Annotated in this window: 13 protein-coding genes and 1 tRNA gene; 4 read left to right on the top strand and 10 right to left on the bottom strand. The window is 35.5% G+C overall.

What is annotated here, in order from left to right; genetic code table 11:
• Positions 1-130 precede the first annotated feature (130 nt).
• Together N3D17_01155 and N3D17_01150 are read right to left on the bottom strand one after the other, a co-directional pair.
• A tRNA-Leu gene (locus tag N3D17_01155) sits at positions 131-212 on the bottom strand.
• Between the two features lie 36 nt (positions 213-248).
• Entirely contained in the window at positions 249-1,097 is an 849-nt protein-coding gene (locus tag N3D17_01150; protein ID MCX8081998.1) for a glycine--tRNA ligase subunit alpha, read from the bottom strand.
• Between the two features lie 180 nt (positions 1,098-1,277).
• Between N3D17_01150 and N3D17_01145 the strand changes: the two genes are divergently transcribed.
• Positions 1,278-3,761: a cellulose biosynthesis cyclic di-GMP-binding regulatory protein BcsB gene (locus tag N3D17_01145; GenBank protein MCX8081997.1), complete on the top strand. Its 2,484-nt coding sequence runs from the start codon at positions 1,278-1,280 to the stop codon at positions 3,759-3,761.
• Between the two features lie 15 nt (positions 3,762-3,776).
• A complete protein-coding gene (locus tag N3D17_01140; protein ID MCX8081996.1) occupies positions 3,777-5,765 on the top strand; it encodes a glycosyltransferase in 1,989 nt (662 codons plus the stop codon).
• Between the two features lie 5 nt (positions 5,766-5,770).
• On the opposite strand, the gene N3D17_01135 is transcribed toward N3D17_01140, so the two are convergent.
• The 4 genes from N3D17_01135 to N3D17_01120 all read right to left on the bottom strand — a co-directional run bounded on the left by N3D17_01135 (position 5,771) and on the right by N3D17_01120 (position 11,651).
• Entirely contained in the window at positions 5,771-6,493 is a 723-nt protein-coding gene (locus N3D17_01135) for a hypothetical protein (protein MCX8081995.1), read from the bottom strand.
• Positions 6,490-7,578 (bottom strand): UDP-N-acetylglucosamine 2-epimerase (non-hydrolyzing), encoded by a 1,089-nt coding sequence (wecB, locus tag N3D17_01130; protein MCX8081994.1) that lies wholly within the window; start codon positions 7,576-7,578, stop codon positions 6,490-6,492. The genes N3D17_01135 and wecB overlap by 4 nt, the downstream gene beginning before the upstream one ends.
• A 1-nt stretch (position 7,579) precedes the next feature.
• The gene (locus N3D17_01125; protein ID MCX8081993.1) at positions 7,580-10,687 is read right to left on the bottom strand and encodes a sialate O-acetylesterase; all 3,108 of its coding nucleotides are present in this window, start codon (positions 10,685-10,687) and stop codon (positions 7,580-7,582) included.
• Between the two features lie 70 nt (positions 10,688-10,757).
• Complete coding sequence (locus tag N3D17_01120; GenBank protein ID MCX8081992.1) at positions 10,758-11,651, bottom strand: hydrolase; 894 nt, start codon at positions 11,649-11,651, stop codon at positions 10,758-10,760.
• 254 nt (positions 11,652-11,905) lie between these two features.
• Between N3D17_01120 and N3D17_01115 the strand changes: the two genes are divergently transcribed.
• A complete protein-coding gene (locus N3D17_01115) occupies positions 11,906-13,471 on the top strand; it encodes an insulinase family protein (protein MCX8081991.1) in 1,566 nt (521 codons plus the stop codon).
• Positions 13,468-14,865: an insulinase family protein gene (locus tag N3D17_01110; protein MCX8081990.1), complete on the top strand. Its 1,398-nt coding sequence runs from the start codon at positions 13,468-13,470 to the stop codon at positions 14,863-14,865. The genes N3D17_01115 and N3D17_01110 overlap by 4 nt, the downstream gene beginning before the upstream one ends.
• A 56-nt stretch (positions 14,866-14,921) precedes the next feature.
• Here N3D17_01110 and N3D17_01105 read toward each other — a convergent pair whose 3' ends face one another.
• From N3D17_01105 to N3D17_01090, 4 genes are read right to left on the bottom strand one after another with little or no spacing between them, the layout of a single operon-like run.
• A complete protein-coding gene (locus N3D17_01105; GenBank protein ID MCX8081989.1) occupies positions 14,922-16,130 on the bottom strand; it encodes a Glu/Leu/Phe/Val dehydrogenase in 1,209 nt (402 codons plus the stop codon).
• Positions 16,131-16,144: 14 nt separating this feature from the next.
• Positions 16,145-17,002 carry an amidohydrolase family protein gene (locus tag N3D17_01100; protein ID MCX8081988.1) on the bottom strand — a complete coding sequence of 286 codons (858 nt, stop codon included), beginning with the start codon at positions 17,000-17,002 and terminating at the stop codon, positions 16,145-16,147.
• Positions 16,999-18,249: a DegT/DnrJ/EryC1/StrS family aminotransferase gene (locus N3D17_01095; GenBank protein MCX8081987.1), complete on the bottom strand. Its 1,251-nt coding sequence runs from the start codon at positions 18,247-18,249 to the stop codon at positions 16,999-17,001. The genes N3D17_01100 and N3D17_01095 overlap by 4 nt, the downstream gene beginning before the upstream one ends.
• Positions 18,250-18,261: 12 nt before the next feature.
• Positions 18,262-19,596 carry a DegT/DnrJ/EryC1/StrS family aminotransferase gene (locus N3D17_01090; GenBank protein ID MCX8081986.1) on the bottom strand — a complete coding sequence of 445 codons (1,335 nt, stop codon included), beginning with the start codon at positions 19,594-19,596 and terminating at the stop codon, positions 18,262-18,264.
• Positions 19,597-19,602: the final 6 nt, after the last annotated feature.

The following is a 19,602-nucleotide window of genomic DNA, read 5'->3' as shown; positions in this document are numbered from 1 at the left end:
GAGGGGGATTTTATCTCAGGAGGGGGGTTCTCACCCCCCTTCCTGATGTAGTTCTCCCCCCATAACAAGCGCAGGGGAACGATACCTTTCCCCTGCACCCTTTTCAAATCCCTCTCAAAGAAGATTGCAATGCCGGGAGGGGGATTTGAACCCCCACGGCTTACGCCATACGCCCCTCAAACGTACGTGTCTGCCAGTTCCACCATCCCGGCAAATATAAATAAAATTCTAAATCCTGAACTCTAAAATTATACTTTACTTTTCCGTTTTAAGTAAAGTTCTGCACAGAACCTTGCTAATTTTCTTACCCTGCCAATATATCTTACTCGTTCACTTACACTTATTGCTTTCCTTGCATCAAGTATGTTAAATATATGGGATAGTTTAAGTACATAGTCATAAGCAGGGTACAGTATCTCTTCTTTTAATAGTTTATCAGCTTCTTTTTCAAATCTATCAAACATCTCAAAAAACAAGGATATATCTGCCTTGTCAAAACTGTAAGTAGAATAGTCCTTTTCTCTATCTCTGTGCATCTCGCCATATAGAACATTCCTGTTCCAGTACAATTCATATACATTTTTCTTCTTCTGGATAAAATTTACAATACGGTCCAGCCCATAGGTTATTTCAACAGAAGTAGGAGAAAGGTCAAAACCCCCTGCTTGCTGCATATATGTAAATTGTGTAATTTCCAGGCCATCCAGCCAGACCTCCCAGCCAACCCCCCATGCACCAAGTGTAGGTGCTTCCCAGTTATCCTCAATAAATCTTATGTCATGTTCTGCTGTGGCTATCCCTATTGTTTCTAAACTCTCAAGATATATCTCCTGTATTCTCGGAGGCGGTGGTTTCATTATTACCTGAATTTGATGGTGGAGATAGAGACGAACAGGGTTATCTCCATACCTTCCATCAGCAGGTCTTGCTGATGGCTCAAGATATACAACATTCCATTCTTTATCTCCAAGGATACCAAAGAAAGTGGCAGGGTTAAGTGTACCTGCACCAACTTCAACATTATAAGGATGCCAGAGCAGACAACCTTTCTTTATCCAGTATCCTTCAAGACCTCTCCATACATCCTGAAATGTTATTATTCCTTTTTTCATAACTAAAATTATATGATATTATTTTTTCTCTCGCAACAATTTGTTTCACAGATAGAATAAAGCAAATCTTAAATTACGACATTTAATCTTTAACTTATAAGAAGATTGGATTGACCCTTTATCAATTCTATAATAAACTTATGATAAAAGAATAAAGGAGGTTTTATGATATTTCTGAAAAAGATGGTATATTCATTTATTGCAATTTTGTTAATTTTGGAAATTTCACCTGTTTCTACCCAAACATTAGCAACTGGAGATCAGAAGGAATATTTCAGTATTCAAGTGGGTTCTTTTTCTGAAGCAGAAAAGGGAAAAGCAATAAAGATAGCAGATATCCTTAAGGATAAAGGTATAAGCCAGGTACGTGTAGAGAAAATATCTAATGTTTATACTGTAAGGGCAGGGTTATACAGAGAAATAAAAGAGGCGGATAAAGTCCTTGGAGAGATAAAACCATTATATCCGCAAGCCCTTATAAAAAGTGTTTATTACATACCCGAAAGGATTGTTTATTCTCATCTCTCAGAGATAGTAAAAACTGAAGCACAAACAAAAATAAGTAAAGAACAGAAATCTGCAGTAAAGGAAGATATCAAGGAAATTTCTGAAAGACAGGATATGTTCCAGGTAAATTTTGATAGAACTATTTCTTATTCAATTCCTGTATTTGAAGATGAGAAGATTTTCGTTACCCCTGTTAATACATATTCGTTATGGTTTGAACTTCCAGATGGCTTACAATTTACAAGTCCTTTCTATCTTTCTTTATACTATTCTTATTCAGAAACATTAATTCCCGGAGAAGGTGCAATAACTGTATTTCTTAATGATATTCCTGTAGCAAGTAGACGTTTTCCCTCAGAAACAAAACAGCCACTGCCAGTTTTATGGAAGGTTGATCTGCCAGTAAAGTTTTTAAAAACAGGGTTTAACGAAGTTAAACTTGTCTCCAGGCATCGTTCAAGCAGAGAATTGTGTGCGGACTCAGAAAACAGCGCAAACTGGTTCAGATGGGAGCCAGAGTCCTGTATGGTTATAACACGCCTGCCTGTAACAAAACTCCCTCTTTCTCTATATCCATTCCCTTATCTTGATAAAATGTTAAAGAGTCCTGTAAATGCTGAATGGATAGTAAAAGAAAATTTTAGTAAAGAGGACCTATCATTACTTCTGGAACTGGCAAGTTACTGGGGATATAAAAATCCATCAATACCCTTAAATATAAAAGTTCAAAAGGGGTTAAAAGATAGGGTAGAAGGTAATCAAATATATTTTGCAGGTGTAGAATTAACATCGGGTTCTACTGGTATAGGTAAAGGATTTATCAAAAACATTTTAATTAACTATGATAATAGAAATTTTGCCCGACTTTATATCTCAGGGGATAACAGTTCCGGATTCAATAAAGCAGTTAAATCCCTTATGACAGGTATGCCTTCAACATCAAATTTTGAATATATGGAAGTATCATTAGTACCTGATTTTAAGTTTGATGAGCCCAAAGACACATATAGTAGAGTATATTTTTATGAAATTGGGATTTCTGATATTGTGCTTTCTGGTGCTTTTCATCAAAGGGCACAGTTCATTGTTAATCGTCCGGTCTTATCTTCTCTCGGAAAAGAGTCCTATTTATATCTTCGTTTTCGCCACTCTGATGCATTAAGACCTGAAAGGTCTATATTATCTGTATCAATTAATGGCATATTTGCTGGCAGTGTTAAACTTACAGAGAAAAACAGAGATAATGGTACATTACTTATAAGAATTCCTCTAAACCAACTTACCAGAAATGCATGGCTTGTAAAGATTGATGTTTATCATGATATAGGAAGTGCGGACTGCGGGAAGAAATATGAAGAGATAGCATGGACAGTAATAGATGATACATCTTATCTGCAGTTAAAACCTGGAAGGGTTAAAGGGTACCCCTATCTGGAATATTTTCCATATCTTAAAAAGTCCCTGTCAATATCACCACAAATAGTAAATATCTGGCTTCCTTCAAATCCTTCAGAAGGGCAGTTAAGCACTGCTGCAACTATAGCAGCGAGGGCAGGACAGATAAATAGAGCACCTATAAAATGGAATGTGTATATGGGAGATAGTCCTGCAACTGAAAATTTTAGTAAGGAGAGTATTATCTTAATAAGTAACCCGGTAGATGTTGAAAAACTGCCTGAAAAAGTAAAACAGAGTATGCACATTTTACCTTTGCCTAACCATTATGAGTTAAAGAATAAGACATTACCGCTTAATTATTCTCCCATAGAAAATAAAGTAATAGTTCAGGCGAGTATTTCTCCTTTTGATGAAAAAGGTGTTTTGTACAGTATATTAGGAAATGAAGCGTCTTTATATTTGTTTAATCAAGTGTTGACAAATAAAAAAATGCTGGATAGATTTTCAGGAGGTATAGTTTTTATAACTTCCTTAAATAAAATACATTCATTCCCAATTGTAGATGAATGGACGTTAAGAAAGGAAATAGAAGAAGAAAACAGTCGTTACACAATTCCCATGCTCCTTATAACCATTGTTGTTATACTCCTGATTATTCTGCTGATATATACTACTATCCGCCTGCTTATAAAACCTAAAAACAAGAATAAGAAACAACCGGAGGAAAGGGAACAACAGGTATAACGGAGAAACAAAAATATGTTGCCATATTTCTATATATCAAAGGTAGACCTTTTAATACTATGGCGTAACTTTTTTATTTGTTTAACTTGGATTGTCGTAACTATCTATGTATTTAGTGGTATACAGGACTTTATTTATGATATATGGGGTTATACATGGAGGATTGTAAGACGCAGGAAATTCAAAGGTAGAGAGCGATTATCTTTAGCGAGGATGAAACTTCGTGAACAGCAGATGATAGCTGTTTTCGTTCCTGCATGGAAAGAAGCAGGTGTGGTTGATAAGATGTTAACAAATATTATTGAAAGGGTAGAATATCGTAACTATTTTATTTTTGTGGGTACATATCCAAATGACCGGGAAACACAGGAGGCAGTTGATAAACTTGTAGATAACTTCCCACAGATAATAAAAGTGGTAACATCACGTCCAGGACCTACCAATAAGGCAGATTGTTTAAATCATATATACAGTGCATTGAAAGAATATGAGAAACAGCACAACATATTTTTTGAAATAATTGTATTACATGATGCAGAGGACTATGTTCATCCGTATTCTTTTCTTCTTTATAATTATCTTATTCCAAGAGTGGATGCAGTTCAATTGCCAATACTTCCACTGCCTACCCAATGGTTCAAATGGGTTCACTGGGTATATGCTGATGAATTTGCTGAAAATCATATGAAGGATATAATAGTGCGTGAAAGGATGCAGGGATTTGTTCCTTATGCAGGTGTTGGTACCGGATTTTCCAGACGATTATTTAACCATCTGGATAAAATTAGAAAAGGACAAATTTTTAACGAAAATACACTTACAGAGGACTATAGTACTGCAAAAGCAGCGAGAGATGCAGGGATGACTTCTGTATTTGTTAATGTAATACTGGCTGATGATAAGTCACCCTGGTATAAACCATTATTCCAAAGGGAGTTTTTCATATCCAACTGGTCATATTTTCCATCTGATTTCTGGAGGTCTGTTAAACAAAAAACGAGGTGGATAGTTGGGATATCACTTCAAGAGTGGCGGCAAAGTAAGTGGAAGGGCTCTCTGGCAGTTAAAGAAAATTTTATAAAAGATCGGAAAGGACTCGTTTCTTTTACTGCAAATATTCTTGGATATATTGTTCTTATGTATGTTCTGATATATTTCGCAGGACAGAAAGGAATACTTCCTTTTAAATGGGAACCTATCTTCCATAAAGGAACTCCACTTTTTACATTTATTATAATAGCTACATTTTTTATGTCTATAAGGATAATACAGCGGGTTATATTTGTTACCATAATTTACGGAATAGGACCGGGGTTGCTTTCTATTCCCAGATTGTTTTTGGGAAATATCATAAATGGTTTTGCTTCCTTCCGTGCTTTATTGATATTTCTTAAAACTTTTAGTGAACCTACAGTAAAATGGGAAAAGACAGAACATTATGAAGGGGCAGGCATAAATCCTGTTGATATGGATGAATCAGGGATTAATAAAGTATCCGCAGAAAGTGCTATAACTTGTACTGATTTTATAAAATTATTAGAGACAGAAGATACATCCAAAATTATTGAAGGATTTGATAAACTCAAGCATACCTGTTCTCCTTATGAACATAAGCAAATGCTGACAATTATGCAAAAATTACTTGATGCTTCAAATATTCAGGTAAAAATTCTGGCAGCCAAAATGTTTTCCAAACTAAAGTGTAAAGAACTTATACCTTTTGTAAAACAATTGCTTTTTGACCGTGAATGGATTGTCAGGTCAAATGCTGCCAAAGTGATCATTCGGTCAAATTTTCTTAAGGATGTATTAAAAGCTGTAATGGACAGTGATGATAAATATGCAAAAGATGTACTGGTTAAAACACTTGAACAAAATGAGTGGGCTTTTTACCGATTGTTACCACAACTTAGTGATAAATCTATGTCTTCAACTCGGGAGAAACTGTTTAGCCAGTCAAAATACCTTGAAGAGAAATATAATACAATTTCAACAACAGATTAGTTATTTTAAAATCCAACACTTATAATAATAACTGGATTAAAATAGTTTTCATCATCTATGGTTCCTGAAAATGAATGGCCTGCTCGCATTTCTAAATTTAATGATGCTTTACCATTTAGCATAATATATCCCAGGCCTATACCTGTTTCAATCCTGTTTTCTGTGCCTATGTCTCCTTTACCGGAAGCAAGTAATTGAAATGGTATATATGTCCACAACCTGCTTGTTTCATTCCGAAATAAAGTGTATCCGGGTCTGTATCTTAAATTCAAAAAAGCATCTTCTGCTCTGCTATGCCAGGTAAGTTCTCCGTAGATATCGCTGAAGTGTCTATCTCTTTCAAAATGTTTATATCCAGTAAGCCCGGTTCTGAAATCATCTTCTCCTGATACATCGTCTGTCAACCCAAAGCCATATCCAATAAAAAACCGCACAGCATCTCCAGGGAATCTATAACGAGCTTCAAGACCTGCAGTAAGACCTTGAAAACGATACTGGAAAGGGAGGTCTGTTCCTGTAGTATCTGCCCAGTCATAGGTAGCAAATCCATAGTAGTCCATCTGGTTAAAAGATACACCTGCTTTAAAATTAAGATAGGAAGAAAAACCTATAAGTCCTGAATAGGCAGTATCACCATAAAACTCTGTAAAAAATCTAGGCTCTGAAAGTAATGTCCTTTTACAGGATAACAAAACAATTACTAAAAATAAAACTTTATATAATCTCATAGCGCCTCCTTTTTAATTATCTCCATTATTTTTATGCTCGCAGTTCCATCTCCAAAAGGATTTTCCCATCCGTCTTTTTTATTAAGCATTTTTTCAGAACTGGAAATTATATTCTCTTTTTTCCAGCCAGCAAGTATATTACTTCCCACATCAAGTGTTTCAGGCCTTTCTGTATTTTCCCTTAAAGTAACACAGGGAATCTTAAGTATACAGGACTCTTCCTGTATGCCACCTGAATCTGTAAGAATAATTCTTGCATTCTTTTCTAAAGCAAGAAATTCAAAATAACCAACAGGTTCTATAATTTTAGTTGTTTCTATATCCTTAACAAAACCGAATTGTTTTATCATTTTTACCGTACGGGGATGGGCAGGAAAAAGAATCTGCATACCTGTAATTTTTTTAACTGCATTTATTCCAGAGAGGACTTCTTTAAGGCGATTCTTATTGTCAACATTCTCCTGTCTATGCAGGGTGAGAAGTATATATTTATTTTTTTCTAATCGGTAATTCTTTAAGATAGATGCTTCAATCTTTTCAGCATATTTCAGGTTTTCAGATAGTGCCTCAACAATAGTATTTCCTGTTACAAAGACATTGTTATTTATACCCTCTTTATAAAGATTCTTCTTTGCTCTTTCTGTAGGAGGAAAGAGATAGTATGAAAGATGGTCAGATACTACTCTGTTTATCTCCTCCGGCATACTCTTGTCATAACTCCTCAGTCCTGCTTCAACATGAGATATTCTAATATATAATTTTGAAGCAACAAGTGAAGTGGCAAGAACTGTATTTGTATCTCCCTGAACCATTATAGCAAAAGGTCGTTTCTGTAATAAAATTTTTTCTATTTTAACCATTATCCTGCCTGTCTGTTGTCCATGTGTTCCTGAACCTACTCCAAGGTAAAAATCCGGTTTAGGTAACTTCATTTGTTTGAAAAAAACCGCATCCATATTTTCCGAATAGTGCTGTCCTGTATGAATTAGATAAAAAGGGAATCTTATCTGTCTACAATACTTTATAACAGGTGCAAGTTTAATTATTTCTGGCCTTGTTCCTACAACTATTGCTATTATTTTCATTTTATCCTGCTTTATCTTTATATCTCAATATATAGATTTCAATTTCATCCCCTTCTTCCTGTCCGTTAATACCTTCAATTAATACAGTATTATCATCTATAACCTCAATAACACCTGAATCTATATATTGTCTGTTTACATTTCTTACCCTGTCTCCAACTTTTAGATGATGGTTCTTTATCTTTAATATCTTCTCTGTACTGCCTTGTTCTAACTTCCTGCTACCCTTTCTGGAAAATACCATAATCTCATCTCCACTGGACTGCCCTGGAATAGAGTAGAATAATTCCAGATTATTAATATCTCTTACTTTGACTGTTCTGAATATCTTGTTTCTCGTAAGATTTAAAACTGCATCAAAGTCACTCAGTCCATGATAAGGTAGAAAAATATGAAAGTTGTCCGTAACACCAACACTTTCCCTATCTAAATTTATTGTTGTATTAAAAGGGAACACAGGCATCTGGTTATCGTCATATAGAATCATTTTAGGATAATTGAAATATGCATATCTCGCACCTAACGGATGTTTAATATTGTCATTCCATATTTCAACAAAATCCCTACCCAGATTTATTCCTGTTGCTTTGTACCATTTTCCATTCTCATCAAGTACTTCAAAACATCCTGTATTCTTTTCCTTAAAATTTAGTTTGCCTTTTACATAATCAAAATATACCTTAACTTTATCTCCAGAAATCTGAAAATTTTTCATCTCAGGACTTCTAAATCCCATATCTTTTCCATAAATTGCTTCCATAACTTTATATGCCAGACGAATTCCTATGGGTTTTTTTATACGAGGATGGATTTCCCATATATCCTCTTCGGATAAGTCAGTAGCAGTTATAATATAAACATTATTCATTGTTTTAGCAGTTCTGTACTGAATCTCTCTTATAATAGGCCAGGTGTCTCCATCAAGATAACTCTCTCCATAACCTGTCAGTTGAACAAGTATAAAGGGGAGGGATTTATCTTTGAATTCTCGTCTTATTGCTTCTATAAAATGTCTCAATAATCGTTCATAGAGGTATCTAAGATGGACACTGTTTTCTCCTTGATAAAAAATTACAGCTCTGAATTTTGTTGGAGCAATTGCTTTCATATAACCATTCCAGTATCCAGATACAACAGGATTATTATGCTGTCTTTGAGTATAAGGCATCCATACAGGAAAGTCCGGCATGAAAAGTTCTATCGTACTCCCTCCAAATGTTAGATTTACTATACCGACAGGCACCCCTTTTAAATATGGGTTGATCTGAAGCAGTTTTTCAACAAAGAAAGTTCCAACAGCGGAGGAATATAATAGATGGTATCTATTGGCTGAATACCAGTATCCTTTTGTAGTAAAATTAGGTGTTAATCCGAGAATTAACTGCTGTTTATATAATCTTAAAATCAATCTTTTTTTCTCTATCTGGTCTAAAAGATTATTTATTGTCTCTTCATAATCAAAACTATTCTTTAAAAGAAACTCTGCGTTTGACTGTCCGGCAATTAGAAAAACTTCTCCAATGTAAATATTCTTCTTAACAATCTTGTTTTTAATTCCCTGTATAGTAAGAGTATAAGGACCCCCTGCTTCTTCAGGTTCAAGTTCTAAATACCATTTTCCATTTTCAACCTTTGTCTCTTTTACCTGTTTTTTAAAGACCACCTTTATCTTTTCCCCATTAAAGCCAAGTCCCCAGATGGGAATTGGCTTATCTCTCTGAAAAATAACATTATCTCCTATAATATGAGGAACCTTAAGTTCATAGTTAAAAGGTTGATATGTTGGGTCCAGAATTCTGATAATAATATCAACTGCTTCTCCAAAAGATATTTTTTCTGGATGAATATCATCAGGATTAAAATTTATTATATTGTTTTGAAATACATAATTAACTGGATTTACATAAGGTTCTGGTATTTTATCTCTAATCAATTTTTTATAATCCCTATCTATGTTGGGGTTCCCCTTAAATTTATATATAATATAAGATGCTTCATAATTTGTTATTTCTTTATTCAGAGAGTTAAAGTTTCCTCTGGAGATAGTTCCTATTTTAATTGCTATATCCTGTATCTCTTTTTCATTTATATCTATCCAGAAGTTTTCAATATTATTTGCACGTAAAAGTAAATCGATAAAATGTTTCATTTGAACTGGTGTATCCTTCCTGTAAGTGTTAACCATCTCTTCTGTGATAATTCCTTTATTGGCAAGATATCTATAGTAAGAGAAGTTTTTCTCATTTTTAAAGGATGTAAGGTCTATTGCATTATTCTTATTTTTTATCCGTTCAATCTTCTGATATTGAACATTATCGTAAATTTTAATATTATCAAGTTCAATTATAGGTGTGTTATTAAATACAGTTTGGTGCTCATCCATTGTAAAAGATAATTCAGGGATACCATTTAAGATACGGTTTGGTTGTGTATCCTTTACATATAAGAATGGTTTTCTTTTTTCTATCGGGTCTAAAGGGCTTTCAATATATAAAGAGATGTTTACAAAACCCTCACTATCATTTGAGATAATCAATTCTATATCGTTCCAGATATTCTCATACAATCTGAAGTATCCGCCAGCCATTATTTCTGTTTCATTATTAACAACCTTAACAATATCCCACTTACATCTAAAGAGATTGAATATATGCCCATCTTCTTTTACATTCTCAAGATAATATCTTACTTCGTAATAAGAATATTTATCTCTTCTCGGAACTACTGAAAGTAAAGGTCTAACCTCAAAAGGATTAGCAGTTACCCATGCATTGCCCATACTATGTAGTTTTATTTGAAATGTAAGGGCGAAATTAAAGGGAAAATTTACAGCATCAGGAGATAACTTAAGTGTCTGACTTTTTTTATAACCACCGAACATAAGGGAACCATTTTTTGTAATATGGTTTAACAAATCTACTACTTCTCCTGGTTTATCCACACGGTCGGATAGCCAGATTTTTCTTTTATTTCTGTCATATATATTATTGTTGATAAGTCTCTTGTCTCCAAATGTCTCATAAAAGATAGGTTTTAATTCGGGATTAGAAATAGCCGTATGGGAATGGATAAGATAAATTAGGAATATAGATGTTAGAATTTTATTCAATTTTTATCCTCATCATTATTTATATATTATAATTTACTTGGCATTTCCAATCAATTTATTCTAATATAAATCACTTTCCAACAGTACTATAACTTGAAGAAGGCATACCTATTGCAAATATACTTGCACCATAAAACCAGTCCTTATCCTGAAATGTTTCAAGAACTGCCCTAAAATAATTTGCCTGTGCTTCTTCAGAAAATTCTGCAGTTTCAACTTCCGCATATATATGTGGTTCACAGTTCCATGGTTCTGAGGCAGCATATACCCTTCTGGGTGCACCTAACTCTCCAAAAAATACTGGTTTTTTATGCCTGTAATAAAAATTCTCTATTTCTTTATAAACATCCTGACATCTATTAAATTTACTCACACATCTTAAATCTTTTTTTAATGTTTCAACAGAAGGAATTTTTTCTTTATTGTTTAATTCAAAATAAAATGCGATTGAGATAAAATCTATTTCACTGAACAAGGAATTGTTTAATTTATTAGTATAAGCGGTTTTTGTTTCTTTATCCCAGATAGCAGTAACCCAGAAGTTTGTTTTGTATGTAATTAGAGAATTGAAGTTTTTAAGGTTCCTTAAAGAATTAAAAATGTCTATCCATTCTTTATCATATCCATTTTCCATATTTATATAGTTTGATGCAGTAACTATTGCATAAGCATTATATGGAATAGCAATACTTCTGCTAATATCTAATAAAACCTTTTTCCAGTTAGCAAACCATTTTTCTTTATCTGCCGGGTCCCATTTAATCTCTTCGTAATATCCTTTACCTATCCAGGGATATGGTTCTATAATAAACTTAATACCTTCTTTTTTAAGGGCTCTGATTATTTTTATTGCTCGTATTTTTGACAAATAACTTATTCTCATCCTCGAACTTTTTAAGTTTTTGGCTTCAACCAGAACAGGAACAGAAACACAGTTTAAACCGAGTATTTTAACTTCTTTCAAAATATCTTTCTCACTTCCTCTAAATAAAGGATGGATGTTCCCACTTTTTATTTTATTGGGAAGTGAATTTTTTATAATGTCCCGTGTTAAAACAAAAGGATAATTCTTGCCAGTATAAGAGATAGTTCTATTGTAAACAGGACTGTCTGAAGATCCTATTACTGACCTACAAATTATTGAAATAAAAACACTCCATATTACAAGAATTCTTCTATAGATTGTTGCTCCTTTTTATATATATTATAATTATTCTTATGAATAAAAGAAATTTCTCTCTTTTTTTTATTATCACTTCATTTTGTTTTGCTTTTTCATTTTCTGATTATGAAAATAGAATAAGCGAATATACCCTTTCAAATGGTATGCGCTTTATTTTACTTGAAGACCATACAGCACCTGTTGTCTCTTTTGTTGTCTGCGTGGATACAGGAAGTGTGGATGAAAAAGAAGGAGAGACAGGAATCAGTCATATTATTGAACACCTCGCATTTAATGGAACAGAAAAAGTTGGGACAAAAAACTGGAAAAAAGAAAAGAGATTGCTTGAGGAGATGGACAGGTTATATGAAAAGATATTAACTCTTTCATCCTCAACCGTCTCCTCTCCCCATATGAGGGGGGAGGAATTAGGTGGGGGTGGAAAACACGATAAATGTCTCACCCTCACCCGTACCCTTTCCCCTCAAGGGAGAGGAAAGGAAGAAGAAAGAATTAAGATACTGCAGGAGAAATTCAATAAATTGAAAGAGAAGGCATCTGCCTTAGGAGAACCCAATGAGTTTGGTAAGATTCTTGATAAGCATGGTGCAGAAGGTCCCAATGCCTATACAAGCACTGATATCACTGTTTACTGGGTGGACCTACCTTCAAATAAGGTAGAGTTATGGGCACTGCTTGAATCAGACCGGTTATTTAACCCTGTATTCAGAAGTTTTTATGAGGAGCTGGATATTGTGAAGGAAGAAAGAATGATGAGGACTGAAAACTCACCATGGGGAAAACTGATGGAAGAGTTTCATAAGACCGCCTTTACAGTACATCCTTACAGAAATCCTGTAATTGGATACAGAGAAGACCTGGAGAGAATGACAAGAGAAAAAGTAAGGAATTTTTATAAAAGGCACTATGTACCTTCAAATATCACAGTGGTAATCGCAGGAGATATAGAAAAAGGTGAAATAATTTCTCTGGTTGAAAAATATTTTGGAAAGATTCCCTCCGGTAAAAAACCGGAAAGAGATATTCCATCTGAGCCACCGTTAGAAGGAATAAGAAGAATAACTGTAAATATGGACAGTGAGCCCATCTTCATTACTGCCTTCCAGATACCAGATGTAAACCATCCAGATATATATACTTTAGATGTCCTTGCAGAAATCCTCGGTGGGGGAAGAACATCACGGTTGTATAAAAGATTGGTAAAAGAAGAAAAAATTGCTGTATCTGTAGGTGTTTGGTGTAGAAGTAGTAAGTACCCTTCGCTTTTTTATATCTGGGCAATCCCAGCAAAAGGAAGGACAAACAGTGAAGTGGAAAATGTTATTCTGGAAGAGATGGAAAAGATAAAAAAGGAAGGTATAACAGAAAAGGAACTAGAAGGGGCAAAGGCACGGTTATCTATGGAAGTTCTCACAGAATTAAAACACAGGAGGGGACTTGCAGAAGAACTCGGACACTATTATGTCCTTACAGGGGACTGGAGGAATCTTTTTAGATATATTGAAAACACTGAGAAGGTCTCTAGTGATGATATAAACAGAGCGATGGAAAGATATATTGATACAGAAAGAAGGGTTGTTGGTACTGTGGAGAAAAAATGAAAAAAAGATTTGTAATATTCTTTTCAGTATTTCTTACCGGATGTGTAACTATCTCACAAAAACCATATGAAAAGATTGACTTCTCTGAAATTAAAAAGATGGAAAAACCATCCTTTGTAAAAGAAAAACTGGACAATGGTATTACAATCTTTCTTATGGAAGACCACTCACTCCCATTGATAAACTTCAAGGTACTGATAAGAACAGGAAAGATATATGAACCAGTAGAAAAAACAGGACTTGGAGAGATAACATTTGAAGTAATGAGGACAGGTGGAGCAGGAGAAAGGACAGGTGATGAGATTGACATATTTCTTGAAAACATAGGCGCGGTTATCTCCACTGGTATTGGGGTTGATACTGGGTGGGTTGAAGGTTATTGCCACAGAAAAAACTTTTTCTCTGTTTTCAATACCTTTAAAGATATTCTCACCACTCCATCCTTTGAACCTAAAAAGATTGAACTTGCAAAAATAAGAAAGAAAACAGAGATAAGCAGAAGAAATGATGAGATATCAGAGATAGCAGACAGAGAATTAAAACGACTTATATACGGAAAGGACACTCCCTACGGAAGAATTCCAGAATATGAAACAATAGATAATATTACACGTCAGGATATAATGGACTTTTACAACCAATCTGTTTATCCTGAAGGCATTATTCTCGGGATATGGGGTGATTTTAAGACAACAGAAATGATGGAAATGGTAAAACGGTCTTTAGGAAGGTGGCAGAAAGAAAAACCATCTCAAAAAGAGAAACCACCTGTTGAATTTCCACAAGATGGCTCTTTTAATGTTATAAAAAAAGAAGATGCAACACAGTCAGTAATAGTTATGGGACACATCGGACTGCAAAGAAATAATCCGGATTATCCTGCTGCTATTGTCTTAAGCAGGGCTCTCGGGGCTGGATGGAACTCAAGATTTTCAAGGATATTAAGACAGGAAAAAGGACTAGCATATGAGGTATGGGCTGTCTTTGCTGGAGAATTTGATAGACCAGGACTTTTCATCGCCAGGACACAGACACGGACAGACAGAACTATGGAAGCAGTACAATTGATGAAAGAAGAGATAACAAGGATTAAAGAAGGGATAAATAAAGAGGAACTGGATGTAGCAAAGGAAGGGATTATCAACAGTGAGGTATTCTGGTCTGATACAAAGGATGAGATAATAAATCGCCTTCTTACTTATGAGTATTATGGCTACCCTTATGACTATCCAGAAAAACTTATTGAAGCAGTGAAGAGTGTCTCGGAAGAAGATATTAAAAGAGTTGCTGAAAAGTATCTCTTTCCTGAAAGATTAACAGTCCTTGTTGTGGGAAATCCAGAAAGTTTTGAGAAAGCACTTCCACCTGACACACAAGTTATAAATATAAAGTAAAATACCACTTTCCTCTACTGGAGGCATTAACAAGTCCTTGATGGAGGTGATATTATCTAAATCCATAAACGGGCACGCATTGCTTCAATCAGGGAATTAAGTGCGAGCGCAAAAAATGCCTCCCTTAAACTTTTACATTTCAATTCTTCTTTCTTTTTCAGTGCCTGAAAGAATGTATTTTCTATCTTGCTGTCTATAATTTCATATACCTCTTCCTCTGATGTCTGGTTGCCTGACTTTGCATTCCTCCACTCTATATAGGAAGCAATCACACCACCGCTGTTGGCAAAGAAGTCCGGAAGGACTATAATATCTCTGTTTAGAAGGATATTTTCCCCTTCTTCTGTAGTAGGGTCATTTGCCCCTTCTACAACCATTTTTGTATTAAGTTCTGGTGCTGTATTTTCTGTTATAACACTTTCCAGTGCTGCAGGCACAAATGCATCACACTTCAAGGAAAAGAAATCATCAGGGGATATATCCTCTGCTTCAGGAAATCCCTTAACTGTATCTTTACTTGTTGGACAGTATTTAAATAATTCATCTATATCAAGCCCTCTGTTATTATATATGGCCCCTCCTATATCCTGAACTGCTATAATTTTTGCACCCATCTCATTTAAAAAATAAGCAGTCCATCTACCCACATTACCAAACCCCTGAATTACTACCTTCGCATCCTTTAATGACATCTTCAAAAGTTTCTCGCATCCAAGTTTTACCGCATATGAAACACCTCTTCCTGTTGCCTGTAGCCGTCCAGGAAGCCCGCCCACTATTACCGGTTTACCTGTTACTGATTCAGGGATATGTGTCTCTCCGTATATCACTGCCATATCATAAGGGGTACTGCCCATATCAGGTGCAGGTATATATGCTCCTGTATATAGTTCTTCTCTTATCATATGGACATACTCTTTAACAATGGCTATCCTCGTGAAGTCATCCACCTTATATGGGTCAAACTGGATACCTGACTTTCCACCGCCAAAAGGAAGCCCCATCAGTGCATTTTTGTATGTCATTATCTCCGCAAGTTTTCTTGTCTCCTCAAGTGAAACACGAGGTGAAAATCTAACCCCACCTTTTGCAGGTCCCATAACTACATTATGGTATACAACAAAAGCGTCATAACATATAATATCATCTGCGGTTTTAAGATTAAGAGAAAATTTTATCTCCTTCTCTGATTTTGTAAGTAATACCTCTGCTGGTTTTGGTATATTCATTATATTTTTCATTTTACCGAGAGGAATGAGTGCCATATCTTTTCTCCTTTTTAAAGTTTTAAAACTTTTTCTGCATTTCTATACATTATATTATCATACTCTTCATCGGTAAGTATATGCTCTTCTTTAAGTTTTTTGAAATAGCCCACAATAGGGGTCTCCTGTCCTATGTGGCAGAGGTCAGTACCAAAAAGAAGTTTTTTATTGAACTCCTTTAAAAATTTATATCCATATGCAGGGTCCCTCGTTATAGCATTAAAACCACTGCCTGCTGAAAGGTCAGCATAAAGATTAGGATATTTTTTTAGAAGTTTCTGTAGCCGTCCCGGTGCTTTTATTTTCCCTTTAGGATATCCACTCCGTGTCTCCTCAGAAACCTCTGCACTTATCTCAGACCAGAAAGCCATCGCATGACCTATGAATATCGTTTCAGGACATTTCTTCAATACCTTTTCCATCCTCGGAAGATGGATATCATCCACAAGTCCATAATTGCCACCTATCTTACTGTAAAGGTGGAAAAGCACAGGAAATCCTGCCTTACCACAATGCCTGAAAAGATTTATACATCTCGGGTCATCAATATACATATTAGCAGTAAGTTCTCCAACCCCCTTACAACCCGCCTTTTTATATCTGTCAATCAAAAAGGAAAAATCCGTCTCTGGGCTATTACCACCTGCCCGCGGGTCTATATTACAGAAAGGAATTACTTTTTCAGGATATCTCTTATAAACATCTACCACATCATCGGGACCAAATGGAATATAATGTCCTTCAGGTCCAATGATAGGTAAAATAACAAACCTGTCTATCCCAAGTTCTTCCATCCTCTTTATAAGGTGCTGTTCTGTAAACGGTTCTTCGCCCCAGGTGGTAAGTATATGTGTATGGATGTCTATTATCATTTCTTATATTTCCTTTCCACTTTCACAAACGCCTTTATTGTATCATTTATTTCTTTCCTTCCCCAGCACTCATGGATATAAAGTGTCATATGGTCTGCTAATGCACTTTCTGCGTCAGGACAACTTCCTTCATATCTTATTTCTCTTGCTCCATATAAACTCCAGGGAAGATGTGATGTACCAAATGTATTTCTTTCTCTTATCCATTTCTGTTGATACATTGGAATAACATAGTGCGCACCAACAGGTATTCCTTCTGCAGATAATGCCTTTGCTATTTCATTTTTATCTGCATTTATTTTTGTCCTGTCTACCACTACAAAACAGAACCATGGATTTGGTTCAGACAAAGGATATATCCTCCATAACCTGAAAGATGAAAGTTTTGCTTCAAAGCCATTTTTCAGTTCCTCATATATCCAAACCCTCTTTTTCTGAATCTTCTTTAATTTCTTCAACTGTTCTCTCCCTATTGCTGCTTCAAGTTCTGTCATCCTGTAGTTAAGCCCTGCAAATAAATTTGTGGGTTCATCAGAGTTGAATGGCTTTCCCCTATCAGCGAACCGCTTTGCATTCCAGTAAAATTCTTCATTATCAGTAATTACCATTCCTCCCTGTCCTCCACTTGTAGTATGTTTACCACTCATTAAACTGAATACTCCCATATCTCCAAATGTACCCACATATTTCCCTTTATATTTAACACCATGCGCTTGGGCACAGTCCTCAATCACATATAAATTATATTTTTTAGCAATCTCTAATATCTCATCTATCTTTGCTGGAGTACCTGCAAGATGAACTACTATTACTGCTTTTGTCTTTTCTGTAATATTTTTTTCTATGGAAGATGGAGAAATATTAAGTGTCTCATACTCTACGTCTGCAAATACAGGGATGCACTGCTGGAAGATTATAGGAGAAACAGTACCAGGGTCTGTGATAGGTGTGGTAATTATCTCACTCCCTGGTTCAAGTTGTAATGCTCCTATTGCTGAGTGAACTGCCGCAGTTCCTGAACTTACTGCTGTTGCAAATTTTACTCCAAAATATTCTGCAAATTCTTTTTCATATGCCTCAACCTCAATACCGCCATATCTATCCAGTGCCTGATTTCCTTTAATACACTTTTCAATAACTCTAAGTCCTGCTTTTTTTTCTTTCTCGTCAAACATTATCCTCGGTGGCATCCCACCTCTTCTTACAGGTTTTCCACCTTCTATGGCAAGTTTTTCCATTGATTTCATAATACCTCCTTTTTATCTCCCTGTCACCGCTCTTACAGAAAGCATCCATCTTCCCATATCTTCAGGGTCCCCCCGGTCATCCACAAGTAATTCCTTATAATTCTTCACAACCTTCTTTATTGCATCAGCATATTCCTTTATAATTTCAGGATAATACTTTTTAAACCATGGGACAACAAACACTCTCCTTTGAACTCCTTCACTTATTGGTAATCCACCTCCTTTATTCCTTATATCTTCTGGAGAATTTGCTATTCTCGTTGGCTTTCCATCCTTATAAACATCTATGGTATTGAAAAGTGGGTGATGATGGAGTGCTTTATTACACCCAGGGTAAACATTCATCCCCTCTGCCCTTAATGCCTCACAGAACCTTGATATAGAAAGACCCCCGAGTTCTTCACTTTTATATATAGCGAGGGAGTTATACCAGCCACCCATAGTTGTTCCTGAGTTTTTAGGCGGTCTCGGTGATTTTATACCAGGAACACCTTCAAGTAAATCCCAGAAGTAGTTCATTGCTTTATCAATCTCTGCCATCTCTGAAGAATACTTTTTAAGTTGAACCAGTCCCACCGCAGATGACATCTGATGCATCCTGTATTTATAACCACCCCATGGAAGTCCTGTACCTTCTTTAAGGTAGCCAATTGTAAGTTCATTATGTCTCTCATAGTGTCCAAAGGTTATTGCCCGTTCATATATCTCTCTGTTATTGGTAAGCATAATACCTGCCTCACCAATTGCAAATGATTTACCTGTCATACAGGAAAAACCTGATACATCTCCGAATGTTCCTACCAATTTCCCTTTGTAAAGTGCACCATGGGCATGGGAAACATCCTCTATTACTTTCAGGTTATACTTTTTTGCTATCTTCATAATCCTATCCATATCAGCAGGTCTACTACAGTAATGTACCACAACTATTGCCTTTGTCCTTCCTGTAATCCTTTTTTCAATATCATCGGGGTCTATACAGAGTGTATCCGGCTCAACATCAGCAAAAACAACAGTTGCACCGAGAGAAAAGACCTGCAGGCAGGAAGCCCAGTAGGTAATAGAAGGACAGATAACCTCATCTCCTTTACCAATACCTACCCCAAAAAATGCACAGTGTAGTGCAGAAGTTCCTGTATTACAGCCCAGTCCATACTTCATACCATGCCACTCAGCAAATTTCTGCTCAAACTCCTTTGTAATATCTGTCCCTGACATATTCCTTTTTCTTAAAACATCTATTACTGCCTCTTCCATTTCCTTGTTCGTAATAGGCCAGTCAAATATATCCCTCGGATTGTTCTTGATTGTCTTCTCCCCACCATAAAGTGCCAATGTGTTTTTCATAATATC

The organism is bacterium (genome assembly GCA_026414725.1).
Taxonomy (GTDB): Bacteria; Ratteibacteria; UBA8468; order B48-G9; family JAFGKM01; genus JAAYXZ01.
This window is presented reverse-complemented; position numbering and strand designations above follow the sequence as displayed.

Coding starts and splice junctions, on each gene's coding strand:
- N3D17_01145 (MCX8081997.1), top strand. CDS start 1,278: ATGATATTTCTGAAAAAGATGGTATATTCATTTATTGCAATTTTGTTA.
- N3D17_01140 (MCX8081996.1), top strand. CDS start 3,777: ATGTTGCCATATTTCTATATATCAAAGGTAGACCTTTTAATACTATGG.
- N3D17_01135 (MCX8081995.1), bottom strand. CDS start 6,493: ATGAGATTATATAAAGTTTTATTTTTAGTAATTGTTTTGTTATCCTGT.
- wecB (MCX8081994.1), bottom strand. CDS start 7,578: ATGAAAATAATAGCAATAGTTGTAGGAACAAGGCCAGAAATAATTAAA.
- N3D17_01115 (MCX8081991.1), top strand. CDS start 11,906: ATGAATAAAAGAAATTTCTCTCTTTTTTTTATTATCACTTCATTTTGT.
- N3D17_01110 (MCX8081990.1), top strand. CDS start 13,468: ATGAAAAAAAGATTTGTAATATTCTTTTCAGTATTTCTTACCGGATGT.
- N3D17_01105 (MCX8081989.1), bottom strand. CDS start 16,130: ATGGCACTCATTCCTCTCGGTAAAATGAAAAATATAATGAATATACCA.
- N3D17_01100 (MCX8081988.1), bottom strand. CDS start 17,002: ATGATAATAGACATCCATACACATATACTTACCACCTGGGGCGAAGAA.
- N3D17_01095 (MCX8081987.1), bottom strand. CDS start 18,249: ATGAAATCAATGGAAAAACTTGCCATAGAAGGTGGAAAACCTGTAAGA.
- N3D17_01090 (MCX8081986.1), bottom strand. CDS start 19,596: ATGAAAAACACATTGGCACTTTATGGTGGGGAGAAGACAATCAAGAAC.